Source organism: Gluconobacter sp. Dm-74 (genome assembly GCF_018256135.1).
In the GTDB taxonomy this organism is placed as follows: Bacteria; Pseudomonadota; Alphaproteobacteria; order Acetobacterales; family Acetobacteraceae; genus Gluconobacter; species Gluconobacter cadivus.
In genome coordinates this window covers 113,323-134,264 of sequence record NZ_JAERLX010000005.1, presented here as the reverse complement: position 1 = coordinate 134,264, position 20,942 = coordinate 113,323, and the positions used below count along the sequence as shown (strand labels likewise).

Here is a 20,942-nt window from a genome sequence, read left to right as displayed (position 1 = left end):
TCTCCGGTCTCAGGCGACGAGGCCGCCATCCACCAGAATGGATGCACCAGTGATGTAAGAGGCATCGGGGCTGGCGAGGAAGGACACCGTGCGGGCAATGTCGTTAACCTTGCCGTAGGATTCCGTGGCCGTGAAGCTGCGGATGACAGCGGCACCCTGACCGTCTTCGGGGTTGAGATCGGTTGCGATCGGGCCGGGCTCGACGACATTCGCCGTAATGCCCTGCGGTCCGAGATCCCGCGCCACGCCCTTTGCAAACCCGATCAGACCAGCCTTCGTCGCGGCATAGAGCGAAATACCCTGAAACGGTGCCCGCTCGCCAAAAGCCGAGCCGATATAGATCAGGCGGCCACCTGTCGTCATATATTTCAGAGCTTCAACCGTCTCGATCATCGCCGCGCGCAGGTTGAGGTTCAGGACATCTTCGATCTGCGTCACGCTCATCTGCGCGATCGGTCCGTAGGGATAGATGCCTGCATTGCACACCAGCGTGTCCAGACGCCCGAACGCTTCATGCGTCTTCGTAATTGCCGCAATATTGCCGTCCGCGCTGCCGCCATCGGCCTGCACTGCAACGGCACGACGCCCGAGGGCTTCAACTTCGGAAACGACTTTCTGCGCGGCCTTTTCATTGCGGGCGTAAGTAATGGCGATATCGAAGCCATCCTGCGCCAGCTTCAGCGCAATGGCCGCACCGATGCCGCGTGATCCACCTGTAACGAGCGCTACTCTCTGGGTCATGATCCTGTTCCTTCTAGCTGCTTGGACGAAAGATCCGTCCTTGATCTGGCAGATCATGAGCCATTTTCGAGCCGGACCCAACCTCCCCCGGAACATTGTGAAGACAGATCCGGACCACAGGCCTAAAACACGTCTCATGTCAGCACAGCCCCAACCCACAGCCCCCCGCCGGAAATGGACGGATATTATCGCGGGGCTCTCGCTGGCGTCGGTGAATATTCCGCAGGTATTGGGCTATACGCGCATTGCGGCCATGCCTGCCGTTACAGGACTTTATACGGTCCTGCTGCCGCTTGTGGCGTTCGCAGCCTTTGGGTCCTCCCGACATCTGGTTGTCGCAGCCGATTCCGCAACGGCGGCTATTTTCTCAAGCGCGATTGGCAAGATGGCGCCGCAGGGCAGCCCGCATTACATGGCGCTCGTCAGCATGACAGCGCTGCTCTGTGCAGCCCTCCTGCTTGTGGCGCGGGTCTTCCGTCTGGGATTTCTGGCGGATTTCCTATCCCGTACCGTTCTCACCGGGTTTCTGGCCGGTGTGGGCGTGCAGGTCTGCATCGCGATGCTACACGACATGCTCGGCGTGTCCGTCAGCGCGCATAACCCGCTGCTTCAGGCGTATGGCACGCTTCGGCAGATCCCGCAGGCCAGCCTTGTTGTCGCCGGGCTTTCCGCTTTTACGGTCGGAGTTCTCATGACCGGACAGCGCCTCGCCCCGCATCTGCCAGCCGGGCTTTGTGTCGTTATCGGCAGCATCGCCCTGAGCATGGGGCTGAACCTTCCGCATCATGGCGTTCCCATCCTTGGCCGTGTCGCAGGCGGGTTGCCGCATTTCGGTCTGCCGGATGTCGCATGGAACGAACTTTTGGCCCTCCTGCCCGTGGCGGCGTCCTGCGTGTTCGTCATCATCGCACAGAGTGCCGCCACGTCCCGGGTCTTCGGCGAGCGGTTTCATGAAACCGTTGATGAGAACCGCGATCTTCTGGGGCTGTCCGCCGCCAATATCGCCGCAGGTCTGAGCGGCACCTTCACCGTCAATGGCAGCCCCACCCAGACCGCGATGGCGGTACATTCCGGTGCGCGCAGTCAGGTCGCACAGGTGACGTTTGCCTGCGTGACGCTCATAGTCCTGCTGTTTCTGACACGCCCGCTGGAGGCCCTGCCCCGCTGCGTTCTGGCCGGGATCGTTTTTACCGTCGCCATCGGGATGATCGACCTGAAAAGCCTGTGCGCAATCCGGCAGGAAAGCCCGGGGGAGTTCTGGCTGGCCATGACGACCGCCGCCGTTGTCGTGGGAGTTGGTGTTGAGGAAGGCATTTTCCTCGCCATCGCGCTCTCGCTGTTTCGCCATGTCCGGCACAGCTACGAGCCGCATACGGTAGTCCTGCAACAGGCCGCAGGCACAGGAATTCTGGAAGCCCTGCCTGCGAAGAACGGACTGGAAACGGCTCCGGGCCTCATCGTCTTCCGGTTCTGCGCGGATCTGTTCTACGCCAATTCGACGCGCTTTCGTCAGGACCTTCTGGCTCTGGTGGACCACGCGCCGCACCCGGTCCGCTGTGTCGTCCTAGACGCAAGTCCAGTCACGGACATCGACTATTCCGCCGCCGCCGACCTGCGGGACCTGATTGCGCAACTCCAGCAGCGCGGGATTACACTGATTTTCGGACGGGTGAGCGTCTATCTGCGCTCAGACATGGACCGCCATCACATCACACCTGTCCTCGGGGCAGGGAATATCTACCCGGAACTGCATACGGCGCTGAAAGCCGCCCACGATATTCTGGACGGCCCGGCGCCGTCCGTCAGGCCTTCCTGACGAACTCGGATTTCAGGTTCATCGCCCCGATCCCGGCGATCTTGCACGCGATATCGTGCCCGTCTCCGCCGTCTGACAGGCGGATGTTCTTCACCTTGGTCCCGCCCTTGACGACCATGGACGAGCCCTTGATCTTCAGATCCTTGATGACCGTAACCGTATCGCCATCCGCCAGAACATTGCCGTTGGCGTCCCGGATCTCGCCAGACGCCGCGTCATTTTCCGCTCCCGTCTCGGCCGGGTTCCACTCATGCGCACATTCCGGGCACATCCACAGCGCGCCGTCCGGATAAACATGTTCGCACCCGCAGACCGGGCATTTCAGATTGCTGTCCATGATGACCTTTTTTCGTTTGTGGCCGGACACTACTGCACGCAGTCCGTATTTCAAAACGGGGATCGGCCGTTTTCATAACCTGTTCGTTTGACAGGACGCGCGCTATCAACAGCCAGACATATATTGCCACGCTGATGGAAAGACTGTTCCGATGTCCGACGCCACGCCCCAACCCGTTGCCGCCCCCCTGACGCGCGCCGCCATTTTCCTTGTCCTGAACATCAATCCCGGCACGGATGCGGAAAAGACCATCCGCAGCCTCTGCGCGGATCTTTCCGGCCTGCGTCGCACGGTCGGCTTCCGGGATCTGAACGGGCAGCTTTCCTGCGTTCTGGGGTTCGGATCAACGGCGTGGGACCGGCTCTTTCCCGGCCCGCGTCCACAGGAACTGCACTCGTTTCAGGAAATCAAAGGCGTCCATCACGCTGTTTCCACCCCCGGCGACATGCTGTTCCATATCCGCGCCACCCGCATGGACATGTGCTTCGAAATGGCTAAGCTGGTCATGGAGCGCCTGCGCGCCGTCTGCACGGTTGTGGATGAAGTCCACGGCTTCAAATATTTCGATGACCGGGACCTAATCGGCTTCGTGGACGGCACGGAAAACCCTGAAAATGCCGCAGCCTGCGAGGCCGCCATCATCGGCGACGAAGACGCGGCTTTCAAAGGCGGAAGCTACGTCATCACGCAGAAATATTTCCACGATCTCGATGCCTGGAACACCCTGCCCGTCGAGATGCAGGAAAAAATCATCGGCCGCAAAAAGCTGTCCAATGTCGAACTCGATGACAAAACAAAACCCGCTTACGCCCATAACGCCCTGAACGTTGTGACCCGCAACGGCAAGCAGGTCGATATCCTGCGTGACAACATGCCGTTCGGCGAAGCGGGCAAGGGCGAGTTCGGCACCTATTTCATCGGCTATGCCCGCTCCCCGTCCGTCACGGAGGAAATGCTGCACAACATGTTCGTTGGCAAACCGGCAGGAAATTATGACCGTCTGCTGGATTACAGCCGTCCCGTCACAGGCTCGCTGTTCTTTGTTCCCTCTGCCGATTATCTGGACGATATCGACGCCTGATCGTGCGAAGAGGCATGGTCACGCGCTTGTCCGTAATGATAGACAAACCGGGCCATAAAGCGGAGCGTGGTTGAGCATGTATCACTGGGGCAAGCGGATCGCGCGCTGCGTGATGGGCGTTCTTGGGGTCCTTTTCTGCGCGACGGCCTATTCCGCTGACCTCACCGGTGGCGGCTCCAGCTTTGCCGCCCCGCTTTACCGGGGATGGGGCGAAGGTTTTCATCGCCAGACCGGCCTATCTCTGACCTATCAGAGCGTTGGCTCCGGTGCGGGACAAAAGCTCGTCATGACTTCTGGTGCGGATTTCGGAGCCTCGGATCTCCCACTCTCGGCCACCTTGCTGGACTCAAACAGCCTTTATCAGTTCCCGACCGCACTGGGCGCGATTGTGGTGATTATCAATGTCCCCGGCATTGCTTCGAACCAGATGAAACTGGACGGACCAACACTTGCCGCGCTGTTTGACGGCACGATCACAACATGGGCCGATCCACGTCTCCGGGCCCTGAACCCCGGCCTGCGCCTGCCGGATCTGGATGTGCTCCCTATCCACCGCGAGGAAGCCTCGGGCACCAGCCATGTTTTCGCGGATTATCTGCATGACATCGCGCCCGACTGGAAAGCCGGAATGTGGGGTGATGGACCGGAAGCGCGGGGCAATGACGGGGTCGCAGCCAGCGTGCGTCAATCCATCGGGGGCATCGGCTTTGTGGAATATGCGTTCGCGCGTCAGAACAGGCTCAATACCGTCCGGCTGAAAAACTATGCCGGACAGTTCGTCACGCCGGAAAAAGCGTCGTTCACCAGTGCTGCCACCAGCGCGGACTGGGCGCACGCTGACCATTACGCCGTGAATCTTCTTCAGGCCCCGGCGCCGCAGGCCTGGCCGATCATGAGCGCAACCTTCGTTCTCGTGCCTGCCCATCCGACAGACAGGACGGCAGCCGCCGCCACAAAAACATTTTTCAGATATGGCCTGAAACAGGGCGATGACATAACGCGGGATCTGGATTACGTACCGCTGCCCACGAGCGTGAAAGACAGGGTCCTGTCCGGCTGGCCCTGAACTCTGCCACGTCATAATAACTTCACTTCACTTCCCCCTCCCCGTCCTGTGAATGGTCCGGACAGTCCACGCCCTCAGGGAAGGGGAACCGTCTTGCCAGACCGTGTTCCGGGTCATTGCCGATCTCCACACGTCTCCAGCCCTGCGGGAGCACTAGATCCGGTTTTCCTACCGCTGTTCCTGTCCGCCTCCATCTGACGGGATACCGGCATGTCCGAAGGACATTCTCCTTCGCTTCTGCGCCTAACGGGCCGATATTTTGCTCTGGTTTTCCTGATCGGAACCGCACGGGCGGCAACAGCGCCGCTCGTCACCGATGTGCTGCCATCAGGCGTTCCCCTGCCCTCCCCGGCACCGGGTTTTGTTTTACCCCCTGAAGATACGGGAACCGAACTTCTGGGCGACATGGGCGGCGCACGCTCCTGGCTGGGTCGGAAAGGGATCCGGTTCAATCTTCAGGATGTCGAGGAAGTCTGGGGCCTCGCTTCCGGCGGCCTGCATCCCGGTCCGACCTATGACGGCATGACGGCCGCAACGCTTCTTCTGGAAACACGCCGGGCCTTCGGATGGCATGACGGGCTGTTCAATATCAGCGCCATTCAGGTCCGGGGACGGTCTCTGGCCGGAGAACGCCTTGGCTCCCTCAATCCGGTCAGTGGTTACGATGCCGGTCGGACGACCCGCCTGTTTGAACTCTGGTACGGGCAGGGATTTTTTGGAAACAGGCTGGATATTCGCGTCGGAACGATCGATCTGGACACCGAGTTTCTGGTCAGCCAGAACGCGTCCCTGTTCCTGAATGCCAGTTTCGGCTGGCCGCTTTCAACGTCCAGTAATCTCTACTCCGGTGGCCCCTCATGGCCGTTTTCCGCCGTTGGAACACGAATCAAATGGTCCCCCGCCTACCCGCTCGTCCTCATGCTCGCCATCACGGACGACAATCCAACCCGAGGTCCCTTCTACAGCACTCTCAGCCCCACACGGATCGACCCGTCGGGGACGACCTTTTCCACCAAGGGCGGCACGCTTTTCATGGGAGAAGCCCAACTCTGGGTCGATGCAGCGCAAAGCCTTTCAGGAAAGGACGCCCCTGCCCTTCCGGGAACATGGAAAATTGGCGGACTGTACGATACAGGCCGCTTTCCGGACCCGCGTTTCGACAATCAGGGTGGCCTTCTGGGGAGTCCGGAGAGCAATGGCACACCCTTTTACCATTCCGGAACCTGGCTGGGTTATGTCGTGTTTGATCAGGCGCTCTGGCGAACAATGGGCGATCCGGTCAAGGCCATCAACACTTTCGTACGCGCCACCATGGCCAGTGGCACCCGAAACCGTCTTACCGCCGAGGTGGAGGCCGGACTGACCTTTCAGGGCTTTGTCCCTTCCCGCCCCAATGACGTGATCGGAATCGGCTGGGGAACAGGATTTTTCAGCCATCGCGCCAAGGAAAACGCACGGGATGTTATTCGTCTTTCAGACAGTTCGGCCAGACTTCTGGTGCCGGAAAACCATATCGAGCTGACATGGCAGGTTCCGATCCGCGATTACGTCACCCTCCAACCGGATTTTCAGTATTTCTGGAATCTGGGCGGTCAGGAACCGGTAAAAGGCGCCGCATCCGCATCACGAGGAGCCGTTCTGGGTCTGAACATGACCACGTCCTTCTAAAACCGGTTTTATGATTTCAATTAAGTTTCAAACTTCGGTTGCGCTTTGCCCGGTAAGGTTCTGTTCACGGCCTGTAAAGCCGGTGACAAAGGAATCTATTCATGACGCAGGACAACGATTTCGGCGGTCTCTCGCCAGACGAACAGGCTCGGGCGCGCATGCGCTACGAAATCATCGATGACCTGGATGAAGAATTCGAGCTTTCTCTGGAAGAAAATGAAGGTGAAGGCCTTGATCCTGCGGACCGTGAATTCCGCCGCACTTATTTCCGCGAACTGATCCGCCTTCAGGGCGAACTCATCAAACTGCAAGACTGGGTTAAAGCCAGTGGCGAGCGGATTGTCGTCCTCTTTGAAGGCCGGGACGCTGCGGGCAAAGGGGGCGCAATCAAGCGCATCACCCAGCGTCTGAATCCCCGGATCTGCCGCGTCGCCGCCCTGCCAGCCCCAAATGACCGCGAGCGCACGCAGTGGTATTTCCAGCGCTATGTGGCCCATCTCCCGGCCGCAGGCGAAATCGTTCTCTTTGATCGCAGCTGGTACAACCGGGCCGGCGTTGAACGTGTCATGGGGTTCTGCACGGACGAAGACTATGAAGAATTCTTCCGCTCCGTTCCCGAATTTGAACGCATGCTGGTTCGCAGCGGAATCCGGGTCATCAAGTTCTGGTTTTCGATCACGGACGAAGAGCAGGAATCACGCTTCCGCGCCCGGATCGAAGACCCACTGAAGCAGTGGAAGCTCAGCCCGATGGATCTTGAAAGCCGTCGCCGTTGGGAAAATTACACTCTGGCCAAGGAAGTCATGCTGGAACGTTCCAGCATCCCCGAAGCCCCGTGGTGGGTCGTTCCCGCCGTGGACAAGAAACGCGCGCGCCTGAACTGCATCGCCCATTTCCTGTCACTTGTGCCCTACGAACCCGTCAGCCGCACAGAAGTTGTGCTGCCGGAGCGGGTCTTCCATCCGGATTATGAGCGCGAACCCACGCCCGAAACCATGCTCGTTCCCGAACGCTACTGAAAACCACGTCTTCTCCTCCCTCTGACGGGAGGAGAAGATGCCTGATTTCAATCAGTCATCCCCGGGAAAGAGCGGTCCTGACGCGACGTTGAAGGCTTTTTCCAAAGTCATTGAATGGGATTTCAATGAAACGAAAGACAAAATAGGACGCTGCCAAGGATATTGCGAGAACCGGAACAAGCATCACGGAAGCCTGTACAAGAAGCGAGTACGGAAGCAGAAAAGACGTCATTAACCGCGCAACAATGACGATAACCAGGAAATGGACGAGATATATTCCAAAGGAAATATCTCCAAGCCAAACCAGCCACCGCACCGAAAGAAGCCGGGACATATGGCTCTTTGTCGCAAGGCCATAAATGATGACAGCAGCAAAAATGGCTTCGACAAGACTGCGGAACGGATCGTTGAATGCCGGATCAACCTGGCCTGTCACCACCTCCACTATCTTCCAGGCCCCAACAAGTCCGATTACCGCCGCATAGAAAAACAGGTCAGAATATCGTTTGTCATGAGACTGTAAAATCCTGAAGGTCAGAATTCCGACAACAAAATCGACCGCATAAACTACAGGAAGGCTTTTCCCGCCACCATCGGCAGCAATAAACGATAATACCGCCGCAATGACAAACGTCAGTGCAGCAAGCCAGAAACGTCCTGTGCAGGCTTTGACCAAGAATGGCAATATCAATGCCACCAGTAATTCGCAGGCGATCGTCCAGTTCTGGGGAACGAGAGCACTGTTCATGCCAACAAAACATCTGGCCAGGATCGAGGCCGATAACGGCACGCCATGCGGAAGCAACCCGGCAAACCAGGAATTGGTAAATGGCACGTCCCAGGTCGAAAAAGACGATTTTACATAAATAAGCGATAAAGCCGTTACGACTGCAAGCAGCGGAACAATGCGAAAAAAGCGCCGAACGTAAAATCCGGCAAGCCCACTCACGCTTATGGACTTTCTGAAAAGAGACGGAGACAGGACGAAGCCGCTCAGAACAAAAAATACGACAACGGCCGCCTGCGAATTCAGAAAGATATTCTGGTATGCCAGCCAGAAAGTTTCGCCTCCAGGAAAGCAACGCACATAATGACGCAACAATACGGTTATGGACGCAATTCCCCGCAGTGATTGCAGAGACGGGATATGATCCCCCGAAGAGCTACTCAAACCGGTGGGCTCGTGCGTCCTGTCAGACATTCTGTTTGTTGTTCCTGAAACGGTTTATTTTCCAACATTCATACTGGAAACAAAAAAAGAAGCACCCGTTTCCAGGTGCTTCTTTTTCAATCCCGGAACAGACTAATCGCCAGAGCGATTAGCAGCCCCAGTGAGACGTGTTGTGGATCACAGATGCCTGGGAATGCGACGAAGACTGTCCCGATGACGAGAAGCAGCCGTGTGAACCGCTCTGCTGGCCCCAGTTGAAAGAAGAGCTCCAGCCGCTACCGGACTGGGCGGAGTTGCCACCAAACCAGTTGCTGCTACCACAGCTGCTCGACTGCCAACCCTTGCAGGACGAGAAAGCATTGCTCCAGGACGCAATGATCTGCTTGATGGAAGAGGAGTAGTCACAGCCACCCGATCCCCAACCCCAGCCCCAGCTCGCGCCATGGCCGCCACAACCCGTGCTGGAGCCATTATGACCGTTCGATCCCGAGTGACCGTCGTGGCCGTTCCAACCGGAATGACCGCTCGAGTTTCCATCATGATGACCCCAGTGGCCACCGTGCCCACCACAATGGTTGCCCGAGTTGCCACTGTTCGCGGACGTATCAGAAATAAGATAATTACCGCTCTTATCCTGAGTAATCGCGAGGGTACCCGGAGTATATCCGGAAGCCATCGTGACACTGTTCAGGGTCAGCGTGTGGTTATCGCTTTCCTGCACAACGAGGCTGTAGCTACCGTCCGTATTCTTGACATACGATGCCGAGAGCGGGGTCTCGCCCGTATTGGCTGTGATGCCGAACTGGGTTTTGGAAGAAACACCCGAGAACTTGGTGTCGACCGTTCCGTCCGAACCATTGAGGAAAAACTGCTCGCTCGACTTGGAATCGAATGCAACAGAGACACCCGTCGTCAGAAAACCCGTGTACATCGTGCTGTTGCCAGAGAGCGTGATGTGCATCGAATTTTCGACGTTGATGCTGGCTGTCTGGCTACCAAACGTGGAATCAACCAGATTCAGCGTGCCGCCGCCATTCAGACGAGAACCCGCGCCCATGAAAACGTTGCTACGGTTGTTTTCGATGGTAAGGGTGCCGTTCATGACGTTGATGTCGCCAAGCTGAACTGCAGACGGCGTATCGATCACGATCGTGCCGTACTGGAACACCTGGAAAGCACTGGTCGAGAAGACAGGAGAGCTTTCGCTGGACTGGCAGGACGTTGCCGTGATGTCGAGTGTGCCGTACCCACCGATTGTCAGGCTGGGAACCGGCGTTGCACTGACCGTGCTCGCGACAGCTTCTGCCGTGACAGTAGCGCTCGTACCGAAAATGGAAACGTCATGATACGTGGTCGGAGACTCACCCGTCGACCAGTTCGTGACATTATAAAAATCGCCGTTAGTGCCGCCGGTCCAATAAGTCGAAGCCATGTCGCAGTTATCCTGTACTATCGGGAGCAGTCCCGAAAATATTACAATCAATCCCAAGGCACTCAATTATTGAGTTAGCGCACTTTTGGATCGAATAATGTGCACTTACTCGCACATCCGAAAAATCTTTTCTCATTAATAAGACGTTAATGAGTTTTTTTGTTATCAACATCGCCCTCAAGGCCGAAATATGCGCAACTAAGAGGGCCTTTCCAGCGGAAAGGGCCCAACAAAAAAAATCCAATCCAGACTTTTCGTCAAAAAAGCCAAATATCTTCGGCAGAAATTCCCAATAGTTAAAATGTGATTAATTTTGCCCTATTCGAACAAATGCTTAATTTTTGAGCATCGATGAAAAATATACGGAAAATCAACGGAGCATTGTCATTCTCTCAACGAGACGCCCATGCCGCCAGTGGCCCTGGCTCAGAACAAACCATTAATATGGACCGGGAATCGGGTTGGTAGGCAAATATGCTAGCGCTATGCCCTGCACTGGAAAGAATGAGCAGATCGGAACCTTGATCTTCCACAATCCAGCCTGACTTCATTGGGTAACCTGCATCCGCGCGCAGGTCTTTCCACCTTCGTCAGCAATTTTGAGGTCATGGCGCGGCCCTCCCGAAATAACATCAAAACATTTTAGGAGAGGGTTTTTGCAGGCAACAGCATGAAAGGCGGGTGACAAACAGAAATAACTCGGCAAAACGCAAAGACGAATGATGATAATTTTATTTTCACGGCATGGAACAAACGCCACAAAAGAAATAATCTTAGAACTTGAACATCTCCTGGACTGGAGGCATCCATAACCAGAATGATAGCGCTGAAGGGTTGACGCACTCTCGTGACTAATAGCTTCGAACCGGAAAATGCCCCGATCCCGGAGCAGGAAACATTTACGAACGTCGGCGCAAAAGCAGCACGCGGTGCGGCACTTCTGCTCGGTGCCAAGCTGTCAGGTCGTCTCCTGGATTTTGTATCGCTTGTTGTTCTGACCCACCTTCTGCTGCCGGCCGATTTTGGCGTCGTGTCTCTGGCCATGTCCGTCATTTATCTTACGGAAGCCATTTTCGAACTTCCCCTATCTCAGGCGCTCGTTGTTCTGGAGACCATAGACAAAGATCATCTCGACACATCATTCACGCTCAGCTTCCTGCGCGGCACCATTATTTGTATTATTATCTTCGTCATTTCCCTCCCATTTTCCATTATATACCACGACTCCCGGCTGTTTCCGCTGCTCATGGCGCTTAGTCTGGCTCCTGCCCTGCGCGGAATGTGGAGTCCGACCCTGACGCTTTACACAAAGCGTCTCGATTTTACGCGCGAATGTATCATCGATTTTCTCGGAAAATTTGGTTCTATGACCGTTGCGGTTATTGTGGCCGTGACAACGCGCTCCTACTGGGCTGTTGCAGCCGCAACGATTACAAATACTGCTTTTGGGATGATCGTTTCTTATGTGATCTCTCCATACAGACCACGCTTTACGCTATCGCGATGGAGCGATTTCAGAAATTTTCTTGGCTGGAGCAGCGGAGGCCAGATCATCAGCGCCATCAATTGGCAATATGACCGCCTTATTCTGGGACGTATGGTGCCTCCGCAAACCTTGGGAGCCTTTTCGATCGCGAGCGATCTGGTGGGGATTCCGTCACAGGCCATTATCGCGCCCCTCAGTCGTCCCCTGCTTTCTGCCCTTGTGGCGCGGCGGGACAACATGGATCACTTCAGAAATCTCTACCAGTTGTCGAACGCCAGTGTGTTCATGATCATTCTTCCTATTTTTATTGAAATGTCTGCGCTTTCAAGGGAGATCGTCCATACGATTCTGGGAGCAAAGTGGGAAAAATCCATCACCTATATTTCCCTGCTCGCCATTCCACCGATCCTTGCAGGATTGGCAGAAGGCATTTCAGCACTGGTCATGGCTTTCAAAAAAAACCATCTTTATATGCGCCTTAATTCTCTGGAATTTGCCTTCAAAATCCCTATCGTCACAGGGGCGTCCTATTTCTTCGGAGCGCTGGGGGCATGCTGGGGACGCATCTGCGTCGCATTCATCATGATGCTTATCTATCTCTCGACCACCAAAACCCTGATCAAAGTCTCTTATGGTGAAGTCTTCTTTCAGAACTGGCGGACCTGCCTAGCTGGCATCGTGTCGTGGCTCAGTATAGAAAGCATCAAATGGTATCTTCTGCCGGCTTCATGGCCCGGCATTATAAAACTCTTCATTCTCGGCAGCGCTGGACTCATGGCTTATGTTCTTGCACTGCTCGCACTCTGGTCTATGACCGGAAAAAAACCTGGATCGGTAGAAGCCAGGGTCGTTGGACTATGCATGTCAAAGCTGAGGAAAAACCGCGTCGCGCTTTGACAGGCACACTGTCTGCCAGACAGGCATCCCTCCTTGTCAGTTTTCCTACCCGAAACGTTGCAGCAATTCTTTCGCAGCAGCGTTTCCTCGCGATGCTGCGAACTCCAGAAGCCTCTTCGCCTCCGCAGGATCAGCAGCACATCCCATTCCATTATAGACCAACTGGGCCAGTGTTACCGCAGCGCCCGCGTGTCCGGATTCTGCGGCCCTGCGATACCAGGAATGGGCCTCAGGAAAATTGGGACTCACACCATCGCCCTGAAGATTGATATCTCCGACCAACGCAATCGCTTCAACTTCTCCACCCTGTGCGGCTTTGCGCAACCACGTCTCGGCTTTGGAAACATCCCGCTCCACGCCACGCCCCTGATAATAGGCGATTCCAACCTTCATCTGTGCCGCAGGCCGATCATCTTCAGCAGCTTTCATGAAATGCTCGAAGGCCTGCGCGTCTTTTCCGCCCTCATATTCCAAAACGGTTCCGAGAGTCAGTTCAGCATCCGCAAGACCAGCCTGCGCGGCCCTGCGGATATAGGATAGACCTTGCTCGCGCTCCGCGGCATTTTGCGCGGCTCCAAGCAGATCAAGACCATAGCCATAAAGACCCTGCACATTGCCAGCCTCAGCAGCCCTGCGATAAAGCTCCCGCCCTCTTTCAGGATCGCGCAGATTTTCAGGCCCCTGCATCAGGAGATGAGCCATCATCGCCATACCGCCGGAATCTCCGCCGTCGACGGCCTTCCCTGCCCAGTGCAAGGCACCTTCATAGTCAGGCGTTCCCTGTTCGGGAATTCTTTCAAAAACTGTCGCGCGATCTACGGATGCTGGACCCAGCCCCATGTAACACAACTGTGCCAGTTTATGGCACGCTTGGGCGTGACCATGTTCTGCGGCTTTCTGAAACCAGCGCAGGGCCTCTCCGGGGTTTATAGGGACGTCTTTATCCGCCAGATAAAGCTCTCCCAGAACAAACTGAGCCTCCTCATTTCCTGACGTCGCCAAAGTATGAAGCTGTCTGAGTCCCTGCCTGGCCTTTCCATGCTCCAGCAGTCTCTTGGCATTTTGCAGCTTTGCCTCGGGCCGGAGAAATAACGGGAATCCGAGTTTACTCATGGGACTTTTCCAGACTTGAAGAAATATAAGGTCAGGTTGTGGAGAGTGTTACAGGACAGTGCCTGAATGGCGCAACAAACCGGTGAGAAAAATATTCAAGCCATACTTCCGCTGGAGACCGCAGACCATGCAGTGACAAAGCCACAATCAGAAGGCCCACAAGAAGCACTACAACAGACCAATCAGGCTTCTTTTGTTTCGAGGATGTCTGTATTTCCCGGTAGCGTGCAAACGTCAGCAACAGAACGCCCAGCATTCCCAAAGCGCCCCCCACACACACCTCGGCAACGGAATGGACATGCAACCAGACACGTGCAGCGCCAGCGAGCAGTGCAATCGCCAGAGCCCCCACAAAACCCGCGATCGGCAGCCTGCCAAACAGCACAATCATGCTGCCATAGACAAACGTCGTACCTGCTGTATGCCCGCTCGGGCTGTAAAGATTCTGGCCCGGAAGCCGGCCGCATGCTTCAAACTCCAGTTTGAGCACCAGCATTCCGCCAAACACCACGATCACCAGAGCCAGCCATTGGAAAAATATTTTCCGCCGCGCCTGCACAATCAACAGAAGACCAGTCAGGGCCATCACCGGCCACAGGATATTTTCGTCTCCGAAGTCGCTAAAAAACCCGATAAGACTTATGAGGCCGTCAGGCACGCACCCGCTTTCCCGCTTTGGTCTGAAGGCGAATCAACGATGACACCAGCATGGCCAGCATCACATAAAAATCCATCGTCCCCAGAACGGGGCCTGAAATCAGGGTCGCCACCGTTCGCCCGAGTAACGCAGTAAATGTTGCCTCGATCATCCATGCATCAAGCGATCGTTCACCCGCTGCCGCCTTGATCGTGCGATAGATTTTCAGAAACAGGCTTCCATTCCAGATCACCAGAATCAGAACACCTACAACGCCTATCGTAGCCAGAAAGCCCGGAAGAAGACTGGAGGAACGGTCACTGCCCCAACCGGTCCCAAGGCCATAGGTGTCAAATGCAAGTTGGTACGAATCAGCGTCCTTCTGGGTCCGCTCCTCATAAGAAGCCGACTGTTTCTTGTCCTGAGTTTCCAGCATGACTACCGACGCCGCTTTTACAACATCAGGCGCAAAAGCCGTCAGAGCCAATGTCGTCACCCCCATGCACACTATTCCGCCTGCAATGAACATCATCAGACGTCGGAACAATCGCCTCTCACGACTTAATACGGCGTAAACGATCAACAGGACCAATCCAGCCAGCATGGCGACATATCCCGTCGTCGACGTCGTCATCAGCAGACACAGGGTACTCATGAAAATCATTAACCGTGTCGCCCAGTTTCCATACCCTCTCAGAGTGGACCATACGGTTGAATAAAGCGTCCCTGTGAGAAATGTCGCACAGGATGAAGGTTCGGTGAAGGTTGCATTGATGCGCGGCACCGGGCCGCTCATCTGCCCATCGAGCACGGCCCAGCCTGGATTGGAGTAGAAAAGTTCTTTCGGAAACGGAATACTTCCAACCAGACGGTGCGCCATCTCCCAGAAACCGATCCCACACGCCAGAGCGGCTCCCAGGAGATAGGCATTGTAAAGCCGACGTGGATCAGCCTCACGCCGGGTCAGAAAAAAAACAGTCATGACAAACATGACAAGATCTAAAACCAGATAACAATCCTGGGTCATGTTCCCGCGCGTGGGCGCAAGCGGAACACGGGCGGCTACGTCGTCCATTTTCTGGGGCCAAACTAGCACAACCCCTTCAAACAGACGGGGCAGCAGAATGGAACCAAGGAGCGCCCAGAAAAACGAGATAAAAAGCGGCACGCAAAATTTGAGGGTCGGTCCAACCGCGGGGAACTTGACCCCCAGCATGAACTGAAGACCCATGAACGCAATGAAGAGCATGCCCGGAGCCATTGTCGGCTGCAGGCCAAGCCCTCCCATGACCAGAACCGCTGCCGCCTGAAAGATTCCTCCTATGAGGGTCAATTCCAAGAGACGCTGCGGATCTTTCCTAAAGAAGAAAATGAAGCTGAGGGGCCAGAAAATCAGCCCCATCGCGGTCAGAGGCATATCAGACCCTGTCGTTCCGCCGGGATGGCATGAAATCTTGCCATTGCTGTTCGACAAAGGATGTGAAGCGTGAGCGGAACAGTTCTTCCGAAAAACGGAGAGCGTTCTGATGACACAGTTCCGGGGTCATATCCTGTTCATGCTCTTCGAACTCCTGAACAGCTGCGACGATGCTTTCCGCGCTCTGGATGCCAAAAAGAAGACCTGTCACACCTGGCTGGACGATATCGCACGCTCCCCCGCGGCCATAAGCAATCACCGGCGTTCCTGCTGCCTGTGCCTCAACCAACGAAATACCGAAATCTTCTTCGCCCGCATAGACGAAAGCCTTGGCGCCTCCTAACGTCGACTGGAGTTCGGCATCGGACACATGCCCCTTGATCGAGATATTTGGAGCGTCTCCGGCCTTTTCCCGAACAAGTTCCAGATCTGTACCACCGCCAATAACGATCAGTTTCTTATCAGGCATGTTCCTAAAGGCTTCGACCACCAGATCAATCCGCTTGTAAGGCACCAGCCGCGACACCACGACGTAGTAATCCTTTTTCACCTGTGCGACCGAAAAACGCTCCAGATTAACGGGAGGCGGAATAACCGCAGCCTCACGCCGCCATGTCTTTCGTATCCGCCGGGCGATATAATTGGAATTGGCGATAAACGCATCCACTCCAGCCGCGGCACGGACGTCCCAGTTTCTCAGGCGATGGAAAAGCCAGCGGATATAGAAGCCCCGCAAGCCACGATTCAACCCGCTCTGGCGAAGATAGGTGTTCTGGAAATCCCACGCATACCGCATCGGCGAATGCACATAAGACACATGCAACTGATCAGGGCCTGTAATGACGCCCTTTGCCACTGCGTGATGACTGGAGATGACGATATCGAATCCACTGAGATCCCACTGCTCCACAGCAAGCGGCATCAGACCAAGATAATGCCTGAAAAGGCGACGTGCGAAGGGCAGTTTCTGAATGAATGACGTCTGGATTTTACGGCCACCGAGCCGCGCCCGGTCTTTTGGAGACAAAAAATCCACCACGGCAAAGATTTTTGCATCCGGGTAACACTTAATTAATTGCTCGATGACAAGCTCGGAGCCGGCCCAATTTTCAAGCCATTCATGTACGATCGCAACTCGGATGGATTCCATGTCTCTTTTTTCTCATTCTGCTGCCATCGAACGCCAGTCAATGACAGGTGCCTGCACTCATTCAACGAAACCCGCTTCGGTGGAAGATACATCGCCCATCGCTGGCAGCGGAATTGGACTTGCGGCGTTTCTGGGAACATTCATCTGGATCGCTGGCGGTTACTGGCTCTTTTCCTGAGCTGTTGCCACTTGAGAGTAACAACCCAGTAAGAGCCTGCGACGCCCGGCATCAGAAATGCCGTTCGTATACCTTGATGACATCCCCCGGCTTTACGAAATTCTGGGGATAAAGCAGTCCGGCGACCGTATAATTTCCCTCTTGGCGGATTGTGTAGGCATATCGCTCCCACGACCGGTAAGTGAACCCACCAGCCGCAGCGACAGCGGAAAGCATCGTCATGCCCGGCTGATACGCATATTGCCCCGGATGTTCGACTTCGCCGATTATTGAAATCAAACGGTAGGCCGTAACCTGAACCGCAATCTTCGCATCCCGGAGAATGGCTTTCTGTCGCAGAGCCGCTGTAACCTGTTGGCCAAGCTGTTCCGTGGTCAGACCCGACGCATGAACGTTCCCGAGTAACGGGATATCAATGTCGCCTGCACTGTCGATTCGAAAATCAGAGGTCAGCTGGTCCTGCCCGTAGGTTATCAGACGCACCTCGTCATCGGTTCCAAGACGATACTGCACTGGGTCGTAGACAGGAACCGGGGAAAGACCGGCACCCGGGCTACAGGCCGCCAGAGCAATGCCCGATATGGGAAAAAGGATATATTTCCGCACACTCTGTAACAGCGACATTCGGGAGATTTCTGTCATGATGAGAACTTTATCATAATTGATATTTCACACTTATCATAGCCATATCGATGCTGTATCGGCTGCTCCCCGAAGCATTCGTATTTCGATAGACGTTTGAAGCCTCAAGAGAAAAATGCTGGTCCAATGCCCAGTCCACGCCAACGTTGAAGTTGGCATTCAACTGGGACGTCATCGTCTGATATAACGGGGTATTGTTGAAGATAGCCGGGCTCTGTCCAGCTCCGCCCTGTTGAATCTGGAAGCCGGCGTGCAGAACGACATTACGGGAATAGACCTGACGGATATCAAGAGCAGCGGTCGTATAAACAAAACCGATCACGCTTTCAAAAGCACTGTCAGAAATTCCACGTGATACGGTCAGAGACACTCGCGTCATGCGTGTAGGGGTCCATGTCCCACGCAGCTCTGCATAAAACGTATTGAGGGTTTTATAGGCTGAGACCTTATAGAATCGATTCTGATACCCCCCCAAAACACGAATACTGAAAGGACCCGGCATTTCATAATCATAGCCGAGCAGAGCTGAAAAACCGTTGGAATCTCGTGAAGGAAGATGAAACCGGTTATTGGAGTACCGGATCTCAACACCCTGCCCGATCAGCAACAGATCGCTGCCTTCCGCAAGGCTGTAGCGCACCCCAACGCCTTCAGAGAAAAGGAGCCGGTCACGGTAGGACTGATGCAGATAGATGTTATCGCCTGGAAGGTCTGTGAAAAGGAAACGCTTCAGATCGAAGTTCGGAATGATCGACAATCTTCCGCGCGTCTCGATCCTATCATCCAGACTGAGATCTTCCGTAAAATAAGGAATGGGCTGGTTGACCTCAGCAGCCCCCAGATCAGATGGCATCTGGGTCATCTTCTCATGATCAAATCGATAAGAGAGGCGATGGCGGCCGATCTTTTCATATCCGCGCAGAAAGGCCGTCCAGTTCGTCTGGTTCTGTAATTTTCGCTCCGGATAATACTGCTGGCTAACGGTAGCCCCGATATCAAGCAGTCTTCGATTTTGGGTCAGCAGTCCTTCAAGATTGGCATTGGTTACACTGGCTGCACTTGGAACCCCGCCCATCATCTGGTCGGCATTGTTGGTATAGCCCCATCCTTCGGACGCCCCTCCACTAATCGCCCAAGGCCCATATTGCAAACCCTGTGATCCATAGCGACGATCCGTATCAGACTGAAACGCATCGACAGAAAGGCCGTCTTCGGCGCTTCCCAGCGCAGAGAGATTCTGTGTCACGACCTGCGCATGCGCCGCCCCGCTCAGAAACAGGGAGAACTGCGAGGCGATCCCGATCTCAAGCGCAAAAAACAGACGCAAACCAGTTTTTTCACGACACACGAACATAGGACCTCTTCTAACAGAAAAAGATCCACCCAGAAATGCTTCGATTGCAGCAATAGCGACAGATATGAGACATATACGCTATGACGATTTATTAATTGTCAATATTGTAGACGTACATATGTTTTTGTGTCTATAAAAAGTCTTAATTACCGAGAGATCGTTATTTTTGTACCCGTTCGCCCGGAGACTAATTGGGGAACAACGCTGCTATCGCATCCGGTAGCATCTTTGAAATGCAGAGAGCCGATGAGCCTATTTCCTTCTTCTTTCCCCCAAGACGCTCTCGAAATTTTTCCAGACAGGGAAGCCTTAACTGCGCCCGACGGCGTGCGCTCCCGATTAACATCTGATCGCTCATCAAGGATTTTTTTCGTCTTTCTTGTAAGTGACGTGATCGCTTTATGCTTTTCGGTACTGTTTGGCAGCTGGGTCGCCTCAGTGCTGCACAACATGTCCTCTGGAGACCCAGCTTTTCTGGATGCCCGTATCAACGCGGTGCACACGATGGGCTCTCTTATGCCCATCTGCCTCGGCGTTCTCCTCTATATGTTTGCGAGCGGAGAATACCGCATCCGGTTTCCGTTCTGGAGTGAGTTCGGGCGCCTGATCACAGCCGCTTTCTGTGCCTTGCTGGCGACAGGTTTCTGGGCCTTCGCCTTTCAGATTTCCGGACCGCGCTCTGCGCTTCTGCTGCCTTGGATTATCTTTCCCTTCTTTGGCGAATTCATGCGGCAGTGCGCTAGGCGCATTCTCCACACACTGCGTTTATGGCAAATTCCTACGGTTCTGATCGGAAACGAGACCGAAACTGCTCAGGTACGTCATGTTCTGGCCAGCGAAACGCTCTCCAGCTACGAAATCATCGGATCCCTGAGCCCCGAAGCCGCAATAGGGTCTCTGCTGGCTTCTGAAAATGCGAATGCATCTTCGAGGTTTCAGTTTCTCCTCTGCCTCGACCCGACCGACACGTATTCACGCGATATCATCGAGTGGCTGACGCGTCGGCGTGTTCCTTTTGCGCTGATCCCGCAGATTTCCGGGATGCCCACGCATGGCCTGACACAATCGTCCTATTTCAGCCACGACACCATTATTCTGTCCTACAAGAGCAATCTGGAAAATCCGCTTCAGCGCAGGCTCAAATTCACCTTTGATTTCCTCGCCGCCCTGCTTCTCTTCATTCTGGTCCTGCCCGTTTATGTGATCCTCTATGTCCTGATTGCTCTGGACGGTGGTCAGCCAATCTATGGTCATCGACGGATTGGCCAGAACGGGCGTGAGTTCAAATGTCTGAAATTCCGCTCAATGGCGAAGAATTCCGATGAACTGCTGAAGCAGCTTCTGGAGACCGATCCTCTTGCCGCGGCCGAATGGCAGGAAACCCAGAAACTTCGCAATGATCCCAGAATCACCCGGGTTGGTCACTTCATCAGGAAAACGAGCCTTGATGAACTGCCGCAGCTCCTCAACGTATTACGCGGCGATATGAGCCTGGTCGGGCCACGACCCATCGTTCAGGCAGAAGTCCGTCATTACGGCGAGAATTTCGATTATTACCAAGCCATCCGTCCTGGAATTACCGGGCTGTGGCAGGTCAGTGGCAGAAGCGATACCGGCTATGCTGAACGCGTCCAGCTGGATCGATGGTATGTGCGTAACTGGACTTTGTGGCACGATATCGCAATTCTTGCGAAAACCCTACCCGCCGTTTTCCTGAGACGCGGCGCACGGTGAGCA

At 54.9% G+C, this 20,942-nt stretch carries 18 protein-coding genes; 8 read left to right on the top strand and 10 right to left on the bottom strand.

Translation table 11 applies throughout. The annotated features are described in order from the left end of the window. Nucleotides 1-9: 9 nt before the first annotated feature. Nucleotides 10-741, bottom strand: coding sequence for an SDR family NAD(P)-dependent oxidoreductase (locus JK208_RS09435; protein ID WP_211571338.1), 732 nt, complete (start codon nt 739-741; stop codon nt 10-12). Nucleotides 742-877: 136 nt separating this feature from the next. Between JK208_RS09435 and JK208_RS09430 the strand changes: the two genes are divergently transcribed. After that, a complete protein-coding gene (locus tag JK208_RS09430) occupies nt 878-2,557 on the top strand; it encodes a SulP family inorganic anion transporter (protein WP_211575822.1) in 1,680 nt (559 codons plus the stop codon). On the opposite strand, the gene JK208_RS09425 is transcribed toward JK208_RS09430, so the two are convergent. Continuing rightward, entirely contained in the window at nt 2,544-2,894 is a 351-nt protein-coding gene (locus tag JK208_RS09425) for a zinc ribbon domain-containing protein YjdM (protein WP_194268180.1), read from the bottom strand. The two genes, JK208_RS09430 and JK208_RS09425, sit on opposite strands and share 14 nt — an antisense overlap. A 151-nt stretch (nt 2,895-3,045) precedes the next feature. Here JK208_RS09425 and JK208_RS09420 point away from each other — a divergent pair, with 151 nt between their 5' ends. The 4 genes from JK208_RS09420 (at nt 3,046) to ppk2 (ending at nt 7,728) form a co-directional block, all read left to right on the top strand. Next, nucleotides 3,046-3,975: a Dyp-type peroxidase gene (locus JK208_RS09420; RefSeq protein ID WP_194268181.1), complete on the top strand. Its 930-nt coding sequence runs from the start codon at nt 3,046-3,048 to the stop codon at nt 3,973-3,975. A 76-nt stretch (nt 3,976-4,051) separates the two neighbouring features. Then, entirely contained in the window at nt 4,052-5,041 is a 990-nt protein-coding gene (gene pstS / locus JK208_RS09415; RefSeq protein WP_211575939.1) for a phosphate ABC transporter substrate-binding protein PstS, read from the top strand. Between the two features lie 210 nt (nt 5,042-5,251). Beyond that, entirely contained in the window at nt 5,252-6,709 is a 1,458-nt protein-coding gene (locus JK208_RS09410) for a carbohydrate porin (RefSeq protein ID WP_249202067.1), read from the top strand. A 101-nt stretch (nt 6,710-6,810) separates the two neighbouring features. Continuing rightward, a complete protein-coding gene (ppk2, locus tag JK208_RS09405; RefSeq protein ID WP_099287011.1) occupies nt 6,811-7,728 on the top strand; it encodes a polyphosphate kinase 2 in 918 nt (305 codons plus the stop codon). 55 nt (nt 7,729-7,783) lie between these two features. Here ppk2 and JK208_RS09400 read toward each other — a convergent pair whose 3' ends face one another. Next, nucleotides 7,784-8,929 (bottom strand): acyltransferase, encoded by a 1,146-nt coding sequence (locus JK208_RS09400; protein ID WP_211575821.1) that lies wholly within the window; start codon nt 8,927-8,929, stop codon nt 7,784-7,786. A 118-nt stretch (nt 8,930-9,047) separates the two neighbouring features. Further along, a complete protein-coding gene (locus tag JK208_RS09395) occupies nt 9,048-10,331 on the bottom strand; it encodes a hypothetical protein (RefSeq protein ID WP_211575819.1) in 1,284 nt (427 codons plus the stop codon). An 847-nt stretch (nt 10,332-11,178) separates the two neighbouring features. On the opposite strand from JK208_RS09395, the gene JK208_RS16145 reads away from it, so the two are divergent. Next, a complete protein-coding gene (locus JK208_RS16145) occupies nt 11,179-12,714 on the top strand; it encodes an oligosaccharide flippase family protein (RefSeq protein ID WP_349291977.1) in 1,536 nt (511 codons plus the stop codon). Nucleotides 12,715-12,759: 45 nt separating this feature from the next. Here JK208_RS16145 and JK208_RS09385 read toward each other — a convergent pair whose 3' ends face one another. From JK208_RS09385 to JK208_RS09370, 4 genes are all read right to left on the bottom strand, one after another. Further along, entirely contained in the window at nt 12,760-13,827 is a 1,068-nt protein-coding gene (locus JK208_RS09385) for a tetratricopeptide repeat protein (protein ID WP_211575816.1), read from the bottom strand. 31 nt (nt 13,828-13,858) lie between these two features. Beyond that, nucleotides 13,859-14,485 carry a phosphatase PAP2 family protein gene (locus tag JK208_RS09380; protein ID WP_211575815.1) on the bottom strand — a complete coding sequence of 209 codons (627 nt, stop codon included), beginning with the start codon at nt 14,483-14,485 and terminating at the stop codon, nt 13,859-13,861. Continuing rightward, nucleotides 14,478-15,803 carry an O-antigen ligase family protein gene (locus JK208_RS09375; RefSeq protein ID WP_211575813.1) on the bottom strand — a complete coding sequence of 442 codons (1,326 nt, stop codon included), beginning with the start codon at nt 15,801-15,803 and terminating at the stop codon, nt 14,478-14,480. The genes JK208_RS09380 and JK208_RS09375 overlap by 8 nt, the downstream gene beginning before the upstream one ends. Before the next feature lie 79 nt (nt 15,804-15,882). Next, nucleotides 15,883-17,031, bottom strand: coding sequence for a glycosyltransferase (locus JK208_RS09370; protein ID WP_211575812.1), 1,149 nt, complete (start codon nt 17,029-17,031; stop codon nt 15,883-15,885). Here JK208_RS09370 and JK208_RS09365 point away from each other — a divergent pair. Further along, complete coding sequence (locus JK208_RS09365) at nt 17,030-17,209, top strand: hypothetical protein (RefSeq protein WP_062031013.1); 180 nt, start codon at nt 17,030-17,032, stop codon at nt 17,207-17,209. The two genes, JK208_RS09370 and JK208_RS09365, sit on opposite strands and share 2 nt — an antisense overlap. A gap of 51 nt (nt 17,210-17,260) precedes the next feature. Here JK208_RS09365 and JK208_RS09360 read toward each other — a convergent pair whose 3' ends face one another. Both JK208_RS09360 and JK208_RS09355 read right to left on the bottom strand, forming a co-directional pair. Then, nucleotides 17,261-17,851 (bottom strand): polysaccharide biosynthesis/export family protein, encoded by a 591-nt coding sequence (locus tag JK208_RS09360; RefSeq protein ID WP_249202066.1) that lies wholly within the window; start codon nt 17,849-17,851, stop codon nt 17,261-17,263. Nucleotides 17,852-17,864: 13 nt separating this feature from the next. Beyond that, complete coding sequence (locus JK208_RS09355; RefSeq protein ID WP_283092420.1) at nt 17,865-19,205, bottom strand: outer membrane beta-barrel protein; 1,341 nt, start codon at nt 19,203-19,205, stop codon at nt 17,865-17,867. A 246-nt stretch (nt 19,206-19,451) separates the two neighbouring features. Between JK208_RS09355 and wbaP the strand changes: the two genes are divergently transcribed. Then, a complete protein-coding gene (gene wbaP / locus JK208_RS09350) occupies nt 19,452-20,939 on the top strand; it encodes an undecaprenyl-phosphate galactose phosphotransferase WbaP (protein WP_228125507.1) in 1,488 nt (495 codons plus the stop codon). Nucleotides 20,940-20,942 lie beyond the last annotated feature (3 nt).